The following is a 16,351-nucleotide window of genomic DNA, read 5'->3' as shown; positions in this document are numbered from 1 at the left end:
CCATTTTAATGGATATTCAATTTAAAGGTGAACACCTTTTACCGGGCCAGATAGGCCAGTTCTTTATCGTCCTTTCGTTCGGTGCCGCGCTTTTATCATTTATCAGTTATTATTTTGCCACTACCGACGATGCCGGCAAGCAAAACAGTCTTTGGCAAAAATTGGGCCGCGCGGGCTTCCTGGTAAACTTAGCTTCTATCATCGGTATAGGCGTATGCCTGTTTACACTCATTTATAAGCATTATTTCGAATATCATTACGCCTGGGCTTATACCTCGCGCTCGTTGCCTATTTACTATATCCTTTCGGCCTTTTGGAACGGACAGGAGGGAGGCTTCTTGCTTTGGTTATTCTGGCAGGCTGTTTTAGGTACCTTCCTTATCTTCCGCTCCAAATCATGGGAGCGCCCGGTGATGACGGTGGTGGCCATGTCGCAGGTGGTACTGGCAGCTATGGTTTTAGGTGTCGAAGTTTTTGGTCAGCGGATAGGCAGTTCGCCGTTTTTGCTGTTAAGGCAATCAATGGAAGCGCCCATCTTCTCCAACCCCAATTACCTGGAGTTTATTAAAGACGGGCAGGGCATGGTGCCATCGCTTCAAAATTACTGGATGATTATTCACCCGCCAACCTTGTTCCTGGGCTTTGCATCAATGGTAGTGCCATTTGCTTACGCTGTAGCGGGGCTTTGGCAAAAAAAATATAAAGAGTGGGTAGCCCCTGCAATTCCTTACGCCCTATTTGCCTGTATGATATTGGGCACCGGTGTGGTTATGGGATCTTTCTGGGCGTATGAATCGCTTAACTTTGGCGGCTTCTGGGCCTGGGATCCGGTTGAGAATGCTTCTATCTTCCCCTGGATTGTACTTGTAGCAGGCCTGCACGTATTAATCGTCTTTAAAAACACCGGCCATTCGTATTTTACAGCAACTTTTTTGGTGCTGTTAAGCAATGTGCTTACCTGGTACTCATCATTTCTGAACAGGAGCGGTATTTTGGGCGATACATCAGTACACTCCTTTACCGACCTGGGGATGTTTTGGCAATTGGTAATCAGTATTTTTATATTCCTGGGGATAACTATATGGTTACTGGTATCCCGCTGGAAAGAGCTGCCTATCACCAAAAAGGATGAAGATACTTACAGCCGCGAATTTTGGATGTTTGTAGGCGCCGTATTCATGGGCCTGTCGTGCTTCCATCTGCTGGTGGTTACTTCGGTGCCGGTTTGGAATGCCATTTTCCATACCAAAATGGCGCCGCCATCTGATATTATTAAGCATTACAACGTTATCCAGTCGTCGTTTGTATTTGTTATCGTTTTAGTAACCGGCTTCAGCCAGTTTTTAAAATACAAAAAAACAGATGTTACCAAATTCTTTGTAATAACAGGTTCATACCTGCTTATCGCCGCCGCGCTCACAGCGCTGATTGCTTATACATCGGGTGTGTACAAACTCAATTTTGTATTTGTGCTGGCTATGTGGGGTTCGGTTTATTCGGTATTGGTTAATGGCAAAGTTTTGGCCGATGCTTTCAAAGGCAAGTTTAAACTGGCCGGCTCGGCAGTGGCGCATATTGGTTTTGGTTTGCTGATGATAGGCGCGCTTATTTCGGCCGGTACCAGCAAAGTAATATCTATAAACAACACCGGCGAGGCTTATAACGCCGAATTTGCTAAAGAAGAAAACCCGCGCGAAAACGTAACGGTTTACCGCAACCAGCCAACAAAACTGGGCGATTATACCGTTACCTACATCGGCGACTCGATATCATCTCCAAACCACTGGTTTAAAATCAACTACAAAAAGATGGATGCCGGCGGTAAAATTACCGAGGAGTTTACATTGAAACCTAAGGTACAGGTAAGTAAAGGTACCATGTCGGCTTCGCCGGATACGCGCCATTACCTGTTTAGCGATATCTATACACACATTACCCTAACGAACGCTATTACGCCTACCGAAGCAGGTACCGAAAGTGCTGAGGCTGCCCACGATGCCGATAACGACGATAAAAATTACGATGCACCTGTGAGCCACGAAGTAAAAACCGGCGACACCATCAGGTACCGCGATGGATATATTGTATTAACTGGTTTAAACAAGGAGGCTAAAGTTCAAAACATCCCGCTTAGCGATAGTGATGTAGCTATTGGCGCGCACCTTGAAATTGTATCCAACGGTAATAAATACAGCGCTACCCCGGTTTACATGATCAAGAATGGCAACGTATTTGATTTTGCCCGCAAGGTTGATGATGCCGGTTTAAAACTGCGTTTCAGCAAGGTAATACCCGAGCATAAAACGGTAGAGATTGTTGTTTATCAGCAGCCCGAAAGCAAGAAGAAATTCGTGGTAATGAAGGCCATTCAGTTCCCTTTTATCAATTTCTTTTGGGCGGGTACTATCATTATGGTGATTGGTTTCTTTATGTCGATATTGCGCCGTAAAAGCGAATTAAAAACGGTTTAAACCCGGCCGGCTGTGGTAATAACACAACAGGACAATATTTTAAACGATGGATTTGCCATTGTAAATGATATTTACACCCAGGCCGAGGTTAACAGCATTATAACTGCGATTGAAGCGGCCGACCAATCAAACCCCGCCTATCGTAAAACTGACGATTTGTTTGCCATCAGGCAATTTTTAAAGGAACTGCCGCAGGTGGTTCCTTTAATTTTTAACCCAAAGCTAAAGGAACTCATCCGGGAGCTATTCGGTGAAGGATACTTTGTTACTAAATCCATTTACTTTGATAAACCCGAACTAAGCAACTGGTTTGTAGCCTGGCACCAGGATTTAACCATTGTGGTTGATAAGAGGACCGATACTCCCGGCTACGGCCCCTGGACGGTAAAACAAAACCAGTTTGGCGTACAGCCGCCCTTAACTATCCTGCAAAATAACTTCACCATCCGCATTCATCTCGACGATACCAACGGCGAAAACGGTGCGCTAAAGGTTATGCCCGCATCGCATCAAAAAGGCGTGTATCGCCCCGAAACCATTAACTGGGAGCTGGAAACTGAAACTACCTGCAATGTAAACGCCGGCAGTGTAATGATTATGCGACCCTTGCTGCTCCATGCGTCAAACCGTACTACCAATAATAAAAGAAGACGAGTAGTACATATCGAGTTTAGCCGCGCTGAACTGGATGGTGGATTGAACTGGGCGGAGCGGCTTTCAGTTTAAAGGATTGATCGTCGTTCCACGTCATGCCTTTTTTAATGCCAAATCTGATGTTCAAGCTTTTAAAGTATCTTCTTAGGAGTTCATATTTTTGAGTACACTCGGCACCTACATCTAATTTGTCCGACTTTGAGGAATAGTGTTGGCAGGCAAAGCAAATTTCAAGGTAATCATAAATTTCACCCTTTTTATTAATAAATACAAACGCGTTGCGTGGTTCATAACACGATGCCCCTCCGGTTATGTTATTGCCGGTGTGCTTGAAGTTTGTATTGAAAATGATGTTAGTTAGTTCGCTGATTTGTGGTTTGCTCAGGGTTTTGCATTCCAATATAGTTGACAGGTCAAGCGTATCCGCCCTGATTTTAAAGCCACCACGCAGCAATATATTTTTTGGCGACATGAAGCCAGGTGCTAAACTGTCATTTTTTTTGGGCGATGGTACCTCTAATGAATGATAAGAAATAGCTAATATCTTGGCCGCTTTTGAAAAGGGATATTTTTGCAATCGTTTTTGTACGCTATATCGGTTTGTGAATGTGCAGTCGCTATACCAGGGTTTAAACATCCGCCTGGCTTCTTCGGGCGATTTTGGCGGTAATGGATACGCCGGTTTTTTTAATGAGGTTGCGCTATGTTTGGTGGTATCGATGCCCAACATGTTGTTAGCCGCGGAACAGTGTAAGGTAGTAAGGATCGACAGCAGCACTATCAACTTCAATTTCATGACGATTAGGTTTTGTTGCGATTAATCTAATGGTACTTTGTTATCCGCTCCATATCTTACTCCTGCTTTAATAAAAAACCGGGCAAGCATATCGAATTTTTGAGCGCAGTTTGCCCCTATACTTAAATTCTTTGAAGTGGATTCATAATTGTTACAGTGGAAACAAATGTCAAGATGGTCAAATATTTTCCCGTTTTTATCAAAAAATAAAATCGAATTTCTTGGCTCAAAACACGCTGCAAAACCTGTAACTGTGTAGTTTTTCATACCGGAAAAGTCATAGTTGAAAACGATATTGGTAAGTTCTTCAACCTGTTTACGGTTTAAAACTTTTGTTTCTATCAGTGTCGAGTAATCCAATTTTTTATTCTTGATAACTAAGCCTAAGTAATGCTTGTCCTGCTTGTGAGCTGTTGGTATAGGAGCAGTGAAAGGCGAATCGATTTTAATATCCTGATTTGGTTGTCCGCCACCGTAATATGATACCAACATGATTTTAATTGCCGCCGAGTACGGGTATTTCTTTAGCCGATTAGCTACAATATACTGGTTGGTAAAAATGCAATTATCAAAGCCCGGCCGATAACCTTTAATCGTTTCCCTGGTTATCGTTATGCGTTTTTTAGCCATTCTTCTTGCTTGTGCAATAGTATAGCTGGTATCTTTTTTTAAAGGAGGAGTGTTTGCATAACAACTAAAACTCAGCAATACAAAAATGCACAGTAGTAATTTAGGTTTCATTGGCTCAAGTTAGTTAAAAGCGGAAACTTAAAAAAACGCTATTGAACGCCCGTTATGATTCGCTCGGCACCACTGAGTTTGTCGCCCTGCTTTCAGTTGCAATGTAATAAGGTATCCATCAAATTATTTACCAGCTCCCACATAATGATCATTTGAACCGGAAGGGTTGGTGCCATATTTTACACCAACACTTTTAAAGAACTGCCTTAACATGTCAAACTTCTGGGTACAGTATTCGCCTACATCTAATTTGTTATATTTCGATTCATATTGTTTGCATTCAAAGCATATCTCCAGGTAATCAATTACGCTACCCTTTTTATTTAAAAAAATAATTCCGTTTCTTGGCTCAAAACAGTTATGGCCGATGCTAACGGCATTTGGTAAAACCTTTTTGTAATCGGTATTGTAAATGATGTTTGTAAGCTTATAAATATCAGCAATACTTAACGTTTTAACTTCTATCAGGGTAGAATAATCTAATTTGTTGTTGCTGATAACTAATCCTTTTTGCCATTGAAGTTCTTGATACGACAAAGGCTTGGCTTTTGGAGTATCAGTTTTCAATGGTTCATTGGGCTGGTCTCCCCCGTCAAACGATACAGCCAGAATCCTGGCGGCATTTGTGTAAGGGTACATTTTTAACCTTTGCTTCGCTGAATATTTATTGGTGAAAACACAGTCGTCAAATTGTTTTTTGTACCCCTTTACAGACCGCCGGACAACGACAGCAGGAGGCTCAACTATTAATGGCGCTTTTTTTACCGGCTTAGCCTGATGTCTCCTGAGTGTATCGGTATTGAGGATGCTTCCAAACAGTCGGAGGTTGGTAATCAACAATAAGCAAAGCAATAATTTAAGTTTCATTGATGAAAGTTATCAATAAAACGATTAAGCATCCTTTAAAAACGTAAATATTTAGCGTTCACTAAGGCCGTTGGTTTAAGGCAATCCACTATTCCCTCAAAAATTGATACGATTTAACTAACTATTGATACGTTGATATTCAATAGTTTCCCTGTAAATAAAGTTATTTGCTTGCTTATTAAGCAAACCATCAAGCGCGCTTATAAACACCAATTTATAAACAATAACTATTGCTTAACATCTTATTGAGTTAACCCGAATTTGTTCTACAATACGGATACCGGTCGTTTTCGCTTCTTTATAAAATGAGGGCGGGATGGTTTGGTGTGCCGGTAAAACGACGGTTTGGGTGCCTGACGTTATGATGCGAAGCTGTATTGCATGAATGCTAACCAATAACCTATAATATGAAAAACAAGTTTCTGATCCTATCGGCCATCGCGTCGATGTTATTATTTAACAGTTGCCAAAAAACAAAAGCCAACTTAAAAAGAGCAGCGGCTGCCGATTCAAGTCAATCGTCGAAATCCAAAACCAACAGTTTGTCGGCCATTTTTACCAATGCGCTGCCCTCTATTGATAATGGCAGCTATTATGATCCATGGGTGATACGCATTGGCAGCTATTACTATTACTGCGGATCGGACGGCGGCCGGCTTTGGATAGCCAAATCATCGGCACTGCAAAGCATTCTGCAGCAAACCAAAACGTATATTTTTACACCACCGGCGGGTACCAGCTATTCGAGCGATTTATGGGCACCCGAGCTGCATTTCCTGGGTGGGCGCTGGTATGTATACTTTGCCGCCGATGATGGTAATAACAACAACCACCGCATGCATGTGCTTGAGGGGGGCGCCGATGCCAATGATCCCCTGAACGGTGGGTACAACTACAAAGCCAAACTGGCTGCCACTACCGATAATTGGGCAATTGACGGCTCTCCGTTTGTGTATAACGGGGTAACTTATTTTATATGGTCGGGCTGGGAGGGTACCACCAATGTGTCGCAATACCTGTATATAGCTACCATGAGCAATCCTTATACCATCAACAGCCAAAGGGTCGAGATCTCGCGGCCCGATTATGCCTGGGAAAAGGTGGGCACGCCAACCGTGAACGAAGGCCCCGAAACACTGGTAAGCGGCACAACGGTAAGCGTTATCTATTCGGCAAGCGGCAGCTGGACTAACGATTATTGCCTTGGCCGCCTTACCTGTACCAACGGCAACTTAATGTCAAAAGCATCGTGGACAAAGCAGTCAACCCCGGCATTTGCCAAATTTGGTAATGTATTTGGTCCGGGGCACGCGTCGTTTGTAAAATCGCCCGATAATATCCAGTGGTGGATTGTATACCATGCCGCCAATGCTGATGGCTCGGGCTGGGACAGAAGGATCATGACCCAGCAATTTGCCTGGGATGGCGACGTGCCCTTTTTGGGGTACCCTATTGAAAAAGGTATCCCAATTCCTGCGCCCGCTATTGGTACCAGCTATAGCATGCCCATAGCCAATGGCACCTATCGCATTAAATCAAAAGTTACCGGGCAATGCCTGGATGTGCCGGGCGGTTCAACTACACCAGGTACACAATTACAGGAGTGGACAGATAACGGCAACATAGCGCAAAAATGGGTATTTACCAGTTTGGGTAATGGTTATTATAAAATCAAATCGGCTGCAAGTAATTTGTGTTTGGATGATGCTGGCAACTCGTTAAGCGCCGGTAATATTTTGATAGAATGGAACGATGTGGGCGGCAATGCGCAGGAATGGCGGGTTCAGGATATGGGCAGCGGCTATTTCAAGATCATCAGCCGCCGCAGCTTACTGGCGTTAAACGTGCCCAATAGCAATACCACCCCCGGCACCAAGCTGGAGCAATGGTACGAAAACCAGTACGATGCCGAGTTGTGGAGCCTAGTGCCTTAACGGTTATACTTCAATCATATGATATTAAAAGACCGGTTTTCGATATTGAAGCCGGTCTTTTAATGTTAAACTCACTCTATCGCGGGCTTTGCAACGCCAAACCAATTAACAATCACTATCCCTGTTTTAAAAACGAAACAATTTTTGGGTTTACCAAATCGGGTTTTTCTAAAAAAGGCAAATGCGCGGCATCGGTAACCGGGAAAAAGCTCACTTTCAAAATGTTGCGTATGGTGTCGCTGTAGCCGAAAGGTACGGTTTTATCGTCTTTGCCCCATATAAGTAAAACCGGTTTATTGGCGCCATTAAGGCAAACGTAACTTTGGCGGCCTTGGTTTTCATAATCATAAAGCGTTGAAATCAGCGCATTCCGGAAACCTTTGTACTGCATTTGCGGCAGGTATAATTTTTTCCACCCGGGGTGCTGTTTAGGATATTTAAAATCGGTAACCTGCCCGGCCGCCCGCTCGTCGGAGTTTACAGCTTCGTTATACATGGCTAAATATTTAGGCGCTTTTGGCCTCTGCTGTTCGTATACCGGGTCAATAAGTATAACTTTGTTCACTATATCAGGATGCTGGCAGGTAAAGTCGGTTACAATTTTGCCGCCGAATGATACGCCTGCAAGGTTTACTTTGCCGGCCTGTAACTTTAGCTGGCTTATCAGTTCCAGCAGTTGATTGGTATATAGTTCTTTATTATAAGTAACGTCGGGCCTGTCAGAATAGCCCCGGCCATAGGTATCATATCGTAATACTTTATAGCCTTTATTAATAAGATATTCATAAGTTCCGTCCCATATATAATATGGTACGCTAAAGCCGTGTACAAGCACAATAACTTCGCCATTTTCGGGACCTTTTAATTCATAATGGGTAACGCCCTGGCTTAATTTGATAAAACTGCCGGCAATGTTTTTACGGTCGGCATCGGTTAATATTTTTTTCTCTTTATTATTATATTTATAAAAACCATATAGTATTAAAGTAGCCGCACCGACCAAGAATATTATAATTATTATGCTTGCTTTGAGTATTTTCATGAGGTATTAGGATGATGATTACTAAAATACACAAATATTTAATCGGTAGTTAACCGATTTTTACATTAAATGTAAAATTTATATGCGCTTAACATTTATCGGATCGGGCAACGTAGCAACCCACATGGCTGCGGCATTTAAAAATGCCGGGCATCGTATAGTGCAGGTTTACAGTCCTAACATGCACAATGCGGCCCTGTTGGCTTACCATGTTGGGGCTGCAGCCATAAACCAGCTTACTGAGATCAGTTCCGAAACTGATATTTTTATTATTTCGATAAAGGATGATGCTATTGCCCAAATTGCCGAAGCATTGGCCGTACATCAAAAATTAATTGTACATACATCAGGCTCAACCAGCCTTGATGTTTTATTAAAATACACTAATAAGGCAGGTGTGCTTTATCCCCTGCAAACATTTAGCAAAATCCGCGAAGTTAATTTTTTAACTGTGCCCTTGTGTATTGAAGCCGCAAATGATAGCATATATGCTGATATTAAGGAACTTGCAGCCACCGTTAGCAATAGCATTTATAGCATTAACTCGGCCGGACGCAAAATATTGCACCTGGCAGCAGTATTTGCCTGTAATTTTCCTAATTATTTATACGGTGTGGCCCAACAACTGCTTGCAGGCCATGAAATGGACTTTAATTTGCTGAGACCCTTGATATTAGAAACAGCCCAAAAGGTACAACAGCAACTCCCGGCACCTGTACAAACCGGCCCCGCGGTACGTAACGATCAAACCACCATGGCCGCCCACCTTCAAATGCTTGAGGGGCAGCCGCATTTGCAGGCAATGTATACATTATTAAGTCAGGGTATTATCAAAAACAACAATGGTGGGCATGAGGATAAGTAATTTTGTTACTTTTGCCTAAATGAACATTTTTAAAGTAAAGATAAACTTCGAGGAGAAGGGGCACGAAACGGTTGAGCTGCCAATAGCCGAGGGAGAATCTGTTTTGGACGTATGCCTGGAGAACGGCATTGAACTACAGCACAATTGCGGCGGCGTTTGCGGATGCAGCACCTGCCATGTTTACGTAAACAAAGGGATGGATAACATCCAGGAAATATCAGATAAAGAAGAAGATTTTATCGACAGGGCTGTAAACCCGCGTATAACATCGCGCCTGGGCTGTCAGTGTGTGATCATTGATGGTGATATAGAAGTTACCATACCGGATCAATCGGCATTTATGGGGCATTGATGACCTTTAAAGTTTGTGAGGCTTTACGTGGCACGTTTTACGTTGTACGTGAAGAAGCCATGCAGATAATTATTAAACCAAATAAAAAACGTATCACGTAAAATGTATTACGTACAACCTATAAAAGATGAGCGATAATAAATTTGCCTTACCCATTCACTGGAACGATTACGAAGATATTGCCATGGAGCTTTACGAAAAGTTTGGCGATGATTTTGGCGAATCGAAAATATACCGCATCCGCTTTACCGAACTGTTAGAATGGGTTTTAAGCCTGCCTAACTTTGCCGGTAAACGGGAAGAATCAAACGAAGGTCACCTGGAGCAAATTCAATCGGCCTGGGTATATGAATGGCGGGATAATCAATAGAGTGGTGAGTTGTGAGTAAAGAGTGGTGAGTGGTTATATGTTTTTATCAGTAATCAGTTTACAATTCAACAATCAATCTAATCGGTGTAATCACCTAAAATCAGTGTAATCATAATTAGATGGAATCGTTCCTGAATAAATTAAAAGATATAACCACGTTTATTTTTGATGTGGATGGTGTGCTTACCGATGGATCTGTTTTTGTGACGGATAGCGGCGAGCAAAGCCGTGCCTTTAATATTAAAGATGGTTATGCTTTACAGCTTGCCGTAAAATGTGGATATAATGTTTGCGCCATATCGGGCAGCCGTTCAAAAAGCGCTATTTATCGTTTAAATAGCCTGGGTATCAATGATGTTTATATGGGCACGCATACCAAATCGCAGCGGTTTAAAATTTACCTGGAGGAGAAGGCCATTATTGCTACCAACGTACTGTACATGGGCGATGATATTCCCGACCTGGAAGTAATGAAGCTTGCTGGCCTGCCTGTTTGCCCTGCTGATGCTGTTGAAGAGATAAAAGCTTTAAGCGCCTACGTTTCGCCATACGGCGGCGGCAAAGGCTGTGCCCGTGATATTATTGAAAAAGTGCTTAAAGTACAAGACAGGTGGATGAGCGAAGAGGCGTATAGCTGGTAGGTTTTTAGTTCATGGATCATAGTTTATGGTTCATGGCTGTTTCAAACTGTCTTGAATTTTTAGTTCATGGATCATGGTTGATGGTTCATGGCAGCTTTAATCCTTAAGCGGTAATTTTACTATGAACCATCAACAATGAACTATTAACCATGAACAACAATCCCATTCCAAAAATCATTCTTGCATCCAAATCGCCGCGCAGGCAGGAGCTTTTGCGTTTGATGGATATGGAGTTTGAGGTGGTATTGAAGGATGTGGATGAATCGTACCCAGAAGGTTTAACACCGCCGGAGGTAGCCGTTTACATAGCCCGTAAAAAAGCCGAAGCTTTTGACCAAACCGTGCGGGATGAGGTGGTACTTACTGCCGATACCATTGTTTGTGTTGATGGATTGATATTAGGCAAACCCGAAACTCCGGCACATGCTGTGGAGATGCTGCAAATGTTATCGGGCAAAGTGCACCAGGTGATTACCGGGGTTTGCCTGCTGTATAAGCACCAATACAATGTTTTTTTTGATGTATCCGAAGTGTTTTTTCGTAAGCTTACTTTGGATGAGATAAGTGGTTATGTTACCCGATATAACCCGTTGGATAAGGCCGGTTCATATGGTATCCAGGAACGGATAGGCCTTATCGGCATCGAAAAACTAAGCGGATCTTACACCAATGTGGTTGGTTTACCTACCGAGAAGCTGTATGCCCAGTTAGTTAATTTAAATAAATAATATTTAAATTAAACCTTTCGTTTCTGCATTGTCTAACGGTAAATATATAAGGGAGCAATTTGTCATGAAAACAATTTTTAATACAGGGTTGATACTGTTGCTGGTATCTGCCTTGTCTGCTTGCAGCAGTTACAATTATTACACCGCAGCAAAAAACAAAACTAATCTTACATCCTATCGCACCTTTGCCTGGTTGCCGCCAGATGCGCAGCCAAACAAGGCAGGTGGCGTAGTGAAAAAGGAAATTGCCGACGAGAAGGTTAAAGAAGCTACCATCGAGTCATTGACAGCCAAAGGGTTGAAATTACAGGAAACTGATCCGGATTTATTGGTAAGTTATTCAACCGTAACAGGTAGGGGCGTAAAAAATGAATTTTACCCTGCTTATTATGGTACGCTTTACTCTGGCTGGGGTTGGGGTGGTTTTGGTTGGGGATACCGTCCATTTTATGGGTACGGTGGCTTCGGCTATGGCTGGGGATATCCTTACTATAGTGGTGGTGTTGTAGCCCGTGTGCCTTACAAAGAGGGTACCCTGATTATTGACATTATTGACCGTAACACCAGGCAGCTGGTATGGCGTGGTTTTGGTGTTGGCGAATTACACAACCCAAAAACCACATTAAAAGAACTGCCAAAGGTAGTTAACGGGATATTACAACAACTTAACCTCAATTATACAGGCCATACACCGGTTGCCTTGGACACAAAAAAAGCTTAATACAAATTTATTTCACCTGCAAGCAATAAATTTAAAAATCCCTTCGGACCCATCAGGCCCGGAGGGATTTTTGTTTACGGTGCAAATGGATAACGGTAAATACTCCGGCTGCTGCTACCAACATAATTACCCAGGTATCCAACGGGCAGGCCGTATCAAAAGGGTCAGCATCATAACATGGTAAATCGCCCTGGGCATTGCTAACAAAGGGTATCATCCATAATAAGAATAGTGCAGTTAACACTTTAACATTTAATCTGTACACACAAATCTTCATCTGTTTTAATTGTATTATTTTTTTATAAATTTTGCTTTCCCCAATGAACTGCCGCCATTATCCTTCAATTCAACTATGTAAATACCGGGTTTAAATTGCGAAACGTTTTGGCTAAAGGTGTTGCTGTCAGCTGTTTTTTGCAGCACTAATGAACCTGTTGCATCATAAATATTTAACTTATATCCAACAGACGTAGCATCCGATTTTCCACTGGTAACATTAACGTTCAATGTTTCGGCTATAGGGTTCGGATAAACGCTAAACATATTGCCGTTGCCGCTTTTATCGTAGTAAATACTAACAAGGCCCGAGTATGTGATGTTACCAAACAGATCTACCTGTTTTAGGCGGTAAATATTGTTGCCGGTGTTTGGTGTTTTATCGGTGTACTTATAAATTGTGCCACCATTGCTTTGTATTTGATATAAAGAAGTATAATCGGTACCATTTGCCTGTTGTTTTTCAAGCGTATAAAAATAATTATCACCTTCATTGTAAGCACGCCAGGTAACCAGCACGCCGTCTGTCGCCTTTTGGGCGGTAAAACTTGCCAGTTGATACCTGGCAGTTGGCAATTGCCGGATAGTTAGTTCAAAACGATTGGCGCCAAAAGTGTTGGTGTCACTTTTTAAGATATTGAAAGCGTAAGATTTATAACGTCCTATGTCTAATGAGTCTTTTTTAAAGTGGTCAAGCAGGGTTATTTTGTAATTATTGGTATCAATGTTACGGATTCCTTCAATTTTTAAATTATATAAGCCATCTGTTTTACCATTGGCATAAAATTTAATATTAACGCCTTTTTTATAATCGGGGAAATGCTTTACAGCGGTATGCATCCCATCGGATGACAGGCTGGACAATAATACACTTGAACTGCTTACATCAAGGTCTAAGGCATCTAAATTTTCGTCAAATTTATCTTGCCAGTCGTTTCTAAAATACACGCCGCAGTAATCATATGCCAGGCTATCTTTTTCAATTTTTACATATAAACCGGTAAGTGGGTTGCCCTGTGCATCTACTTCTTTAACAGAAGTAGTTTGGAGCGAAGATATCATGCCGGCACTTTTAAAAGATTTACCGGTGCCATCTATTGTTAATGTTTGGGCTTTTGGTGCCGACATAAGAAGGTTGCTGCCGGTAAGCTGTTGGGTGGCAACTTTATCAGTTTCTTTAAATGTTAACGAGTTGCCCCCGCTTGTTGTACGTACCAGGAAACCCTCGCCGCTTAAGGCGTAACCAATACCGGGCGCCGATGTGCCGTTGGCTGTGTAGGCATAATAAGCCTGGCCGGGGCTATTGGTTTTATTTAGCAAATAAGCGGTACTTATGTTTGAGTTATGGCCCAGCACGGTGGCTATATTGATAGTGCTGGGGTAAGGATTGCCAACCATGTTATAACCAGCACCGCCGGTGAGCGTAGTTAGCGAATAGGATAGTTTACCCGTAGTTGAATTTGATGAGCCGTTTTTTGGGGTATACCATAACGCTACTGTAACATCGCCCTGGTTTACATATCCTACATTGGTAATATAACAATCCAATGGGTTGCCTGTAGTGCCATCGGTACGGCTATTGGGGCCAACATAATAAAGTAGATAGCCATTGCCTACTGGCATGCTTACCGCCCCGACACCATTTAAGGTAACTGTACTGGCGCCGATAGAGGTAACCCCGACGTGTTTGCCCGAACTGAAACTGGTATTACTTACAGCCTTTGTTTCGTCATAAAAATAAATAATGGAGTTGCCATTGGGATTAATATAGCTAAACCCTGTTCCTCCCGATGGACCTGCAGTAAATGCGCCGGGATAGCTTGTATTGGCTGTTAAACTGCTATATACGGTATAACTGTTTTTTAACGTATTTAAAGTGATGTAATTGGTATAAGTAGTGCTGGTAGAGTAGGCGTTTGTAATATTGGTAGGCGAAGAAAAAATTCTGTACCCCCGGTTGGTCGAAAGGTTTCCGCCGCTTACAAAACGTTGAATGTTATATGTGCCTGCAATTGCCACGGTACCTGAGTTATAGCCGGTAGATGATATCTGATCAAAGGCGGCGGAGCCTAAAGCATCAGACATTAAGGTGAAAAACGAATAAGCATTGTTGGTATTGGTTACAACGGGCTGATAACCTGATGAAAGATCGATGATGGAAGTTGAACCAAGATTGAAATAGGCAGATTGTGATGAACTGCCGGTGTTAGTAATAAAACAAGCCTGTGCGCTTAATGTAATTGTACACGGAGAGCCCGAGGTGCCGGCATTGAAAACACCGGTATTGGTAAGTCCGGATTGGTAAGTGCCCAGGTTGATATATGACGTGGAATCGGCCGTAAAGGTGCCACTATTTGTCATCGACATGGTATTGGTGGTTCCGTTGAAAGTTGCCCCCCTGGCAACTACTACAGCGCTTGAACCGGTGTTTTGAAAACTGGAACCATATCCCGACAGGTTGTAAGTAGATCCGTGATCATAATAATTGGCCGTGTTAAGGATATAGGCACTGCTTGTTGATACATTGAATACACAACCGGTTTGTGTGGTGAATGTACCCGAGTTTTTGATATAATTACCGTTGTTAAAATTAAACGTACAGGCAGTTGCTTTAAAAGTTGCTGAATTATCAGTATACGCGCTTGCTCCGGACAAGTTTATTATGCTGCTGCTTGCCGAGAATACCCCCGAACCGGAGTTTTGTAAGTATTCGGAGCTATTACCGAACGTAAGAGTGCATGAGGAGGATATAGTAAAAATATTTGTGTTTTTGAAATATCCGCCGGTACCGCCCGATGTGAAGTTGATACTGCCGCCGGTACTGGTAAAGGAACCAGAATTATTGATAAAGTTATTTGTACCTTGTAGTGTAAAGGCAGTACTTGTTGCTGTTACCGTACCCGAATTGGTAAAGGAACAATTGTTATTAAACGTTACGGTAGCGCTTGAATTAAACTTTAAAACTGCGCTGTTGGTTAATGTTGCGAGTTGACTAAGACTGGAAGATCCGCTGATAGATGCAGTACCCGAACCCGAAAGAGTGAGCGTTGTGGTGCTAAAAGAACCAATCGTTAAGCCCCCTGTCATGGTAAGTGTATAGCCCGAGCCTATATTTATTATGGAAGCATATCCATTGGTAACAGACGAAGCACCCGTGATGGTTACGTTTACGTTATCGGTAAGTGTGCCTGTAAACCCAACATTAAAAGTAGCACCTTTTAAAGTGGCAGAGCCCGTAATTGTAACTGGCCCGTTGATGTTAATAGAACCGGACACGGTTAAATTATTATTTATCGTTAGCGTTACGGTAGCACTGTTTGATAAATATAAATTGGCGCAGGTAATTGCAGTATTAACATTAGGTTGCTGAGAGCCGGAGAAAACGTTAATACCTAATATGGAAACACCGATATAGGCATCGTCACTTGTGGAAGGTGAACCTGAAGTGAGACCAAGAGTTGTGAGATTGTACCAATTACCAGAATTGTTCCAGCTGGTGTTTCCGCCGCTGCCTGTCCAATAGTATGAAGCGGCTGTTGCCGGTTTACTAAATAGTACCAAAAACAATAGTAAAACTCCTAAAAGTATGCGTGTTTTCAAATAATTTAATTAAAGGGCGTTAGAGGAATTTAATCGCATAAAACTATCAAAAATTTCAATAATTACATTATCTAAATAAAAAATCGATAAAAAAACGACTTCTTTTTAAAAAAGTTTCAAAAAGCGTTGCTGGAATGCTGTTGTTATTTTCATCTAAGGAAAAGAATGTTTTCTGGTGCGGAAAGTGGCATTTGGAATTGTATCCTATAAGAAAAAAAAATCGTCTCAGTTACTAAATTAACATATAAGTTAATTATTGAAATTGTTGAAAAATAATGAGTTTGATTTCCAAA

At 42.2% G+C, this 16,351-nt stretch carries 15 protein-coding genes; 9 read left to right on the top strand and 6 right to left on the bottom strand.

Translation table 11 applies throughout. From position 1 onward, the window contains the following. The first annotated feature begins 8 nt into the window (after positions 1 to 8). Both ccsA and PQ469_RS19670 read left to right on the top strand, forming a co-directional pair. The gene (gene ccsA, locus PQ469_RS19675) at positions 9 to 2,471 is read left to right on the top strand and encodes a cytochrome c biogenesis protein CcsA (protein ID WP_274209212.1); all 2,463 of its coding nucleotides are present in this window, start codon (positions 9 to 11) and stop codon (positions 2,469 to 2,471) included. 12 nt (positions 2,472 to 2,483) lie between these two features. Further along, the gene (locus PQ469_RS19670; protein ID WP_274209211.1) at positions 2,484 to 3,197 is read left to right on the top strand and encodes a phytanoyl-CoA dioxygenase family protein; all 714 of its coding nucleotides are present in this window, start codon (positions 2,484 to 2,486) and stop codon (positions 3,195 to 3,197) included. Here the strand turns inward: PQ469_RS19670 and PQ469_RS19665 are convergent. The 3 genes from PQ469_RS19665 to PQ469_RS19655 form a co-directional block, all read right to left on the bottom strand. Beyond that, on the bottom strand, positions 3,142 to 3,921 hold the full coding sequence (locus PQ469_RS19665; RefSeq protein WP_274209210.1) for a hypothetical protein: 780 nt from the start codon (positions 3,919 to 3,921) through the stop codon (positions 3,142 to 3,144). The genes PQ469_RS19670 and PQ469_RS19665 overlap by 56 nt on opposite strands. A gap of 21 nt (positions 3,922 to 3,942) precedes the next feature. Continuing rightward, complete coding sequence (locus PQ469_RS19660) at positions 3,943 to 4,662, bottom strand: hypothetical protein (RefSeq protein ID WP_274209209.1); 720 nt, start codon at positions 4,660 to 4,662, stop codon at positions 3,943 to 3,945. A gap of 123 nt (positions 4,663 to 4,785) precedes the next feature. Further along, positions 4,786 to 5,529, bottom strand: a complete 744-nt coding sequence (locus PQ469_RS19655) for a hypothetical protein (RefSeq protein ID WP_274209208.1) — start codon at positions 5,527 to 5,529, stop codon at positions 4,786 to 4,788. 407 nt (positions 5,530 to 5,936) lie between these two features. Here PQ469_RS19655 and PQ469_RS19650 point away from each other — a divergent pair, with 407 nt between their 5' ends. Then, positions 5,937 to 7,463: a family 43 glycosylhydrolase gene (locus PQ469_RS19650; protein ID WP_274209207.1), complete on the top strand. Its 1,527-nt coding sequence runs from the start codon at positions 5,937 to 5,939 to the stop codon at positions 7,461 to 7,463. Between the two features lie 115 nt (positions 7,464 to 7,578). Here PQ469_RS19650 and PQ469_RS19645 read toward each other — a convergent pair whose 3' ends face one another. Further along, the gene (locus tag PQ469_RS19645) at positions 7,579 to 8,505 is read right to left on the bottom strand and encodes an alpha/beta fold hydrolase (RefSeq protein ID WP_090648354.1); all 927 of its coding nucleotides are present in this window, start codon (positions 8,503 to 8,505) and stop codon (positions 7,579 to 7,581) included. Positions 8,506 to 8,587: 82 nt separating this feature from the next. Between PQ469_RS19645 and PQ469_RS19640 the strand changes: the two genes are divergently transcribed. From PQ469_RS19640 to PQ469_RS19615, 6 genes are all read left to right on the top strand, one after another. Further along, the gene (locus tag PQ469_RS19640; protein WP_274209206.1) at positions 8,588 to 9,370 is read left to right on the top strand and encodes a Rossmann-like and DUF2520 domain-containing protein; all 783 of its coding nucleotides are present in this window, start codon (positions 8,588 to 8,590) and stop codon (positions 9,368 to 9,370) included. A gap of 19 nt (positions 9,371 to 9,389) precedes the next feature. Next, positions 9,390 to 9,722, top strand: coding sequence for a 2Fe-2S iron-sulfur cluster-binding protein (locus PQ469_RS19635; RefSeq protein WP_274209205.1), 333 nt, complete (start codon positions 9,390 to 9,392; stop codon positions 9,720 to 9,722). A gap of 127 nt (positions 9,723 to 9,849) precedes the next feature. Beyond that, a complete protein-coding gene (gene iscX / locus PQ469_RS19630; RefSeq protein ID WP_090648366.1) occupies positions 9,850 to 10,092 on the top strand; it encodes a Fe-S cluster assembly protein IscX in 243 nt (80 codons plus the stop codon). 119 nt (positions 10,093 to 10,211) lie between these two features. Beyond that, a complete protein-coding gene (locus PQ469_RS19625; protein WP_090648371.1) occupies positions 10,212 to 10,733 on the top strand; it encodes a KdsC family phosphatase in 522 nt (173 codons plus the stop codon). 149 nt (positions 10,734 to 10,882) lie between these two features. Next, positions 10,883 to 11,461, top strand: coding sequence for a Maf family protein (locus PQ469_RS19620; protein ID WP_274209204.1), 579 nt, complete (start codon positions 10,883 to 10,885; stop codon positions 11,459 to 11,461). A 64-nt stretch (positions 11,462 to 11,525) separates the two neighbouring features. Next, positions 11,526 to 12,182 carry a DUF4136 domain-containing protein gene (locus PQ469_RS19615; RefSeq protein ID WP_274209203.1) on the top strand — a complete coding sequence of 219 codons (657 nt, stop codon included), beginning with the start codon at positions 11,526 to 11,528 and terminating at the stop codon, positions 12,180 to 12,182. 52 nt (positions 12,183 to 12,234) lie between these two features. Here the strand turns inward: PQ469_RS19615 and PQ469_RS19610 are convergent, their stop codons facing one another. Beyond that, positions 12,235 to 12,447 (bottom strand): hypothetical protein, encoded by a 213-nt coding sequence (locus PQ469_RS19610; protein ID WP_274209202.1) that lies wholly within the window; start codon positions 12,445 to 12,447, stop codon positions 12,235 to 12,237. A 26-nt stretch (positions 12,448 to 12,473) separates the two neighbouring features. Further along, positions 12,474 to 16,058 (bottom strand): T9SS type A sorting domain-containing protein, encoded by a 3,585-nt coding sequence (locus tag PQ469_RS19605; protein WP_274209201.1) that lies wholly within the window; start codon positions 16,056 to 16,058, stop codon positions 12,474 to 12,476. Between the last annotated feature and the right edge of the window lie 293 nt (positions 16,059 to 16,351).

Source organism: Mucilaginibacter sp. KACC 22773 (assembly GCF_028736215.1).
Classification (GTDB): domain Bacteria; phylum Bacteroidota; class Bacteroidia; order Sphingobacteriales; family Sphingobacteriaceae; genus Mucilaginibacter.
Note: the sequence above shows the minus strand (reverse complement) of the source record. Positions and strands in the feature narration are given on the sequence as shown.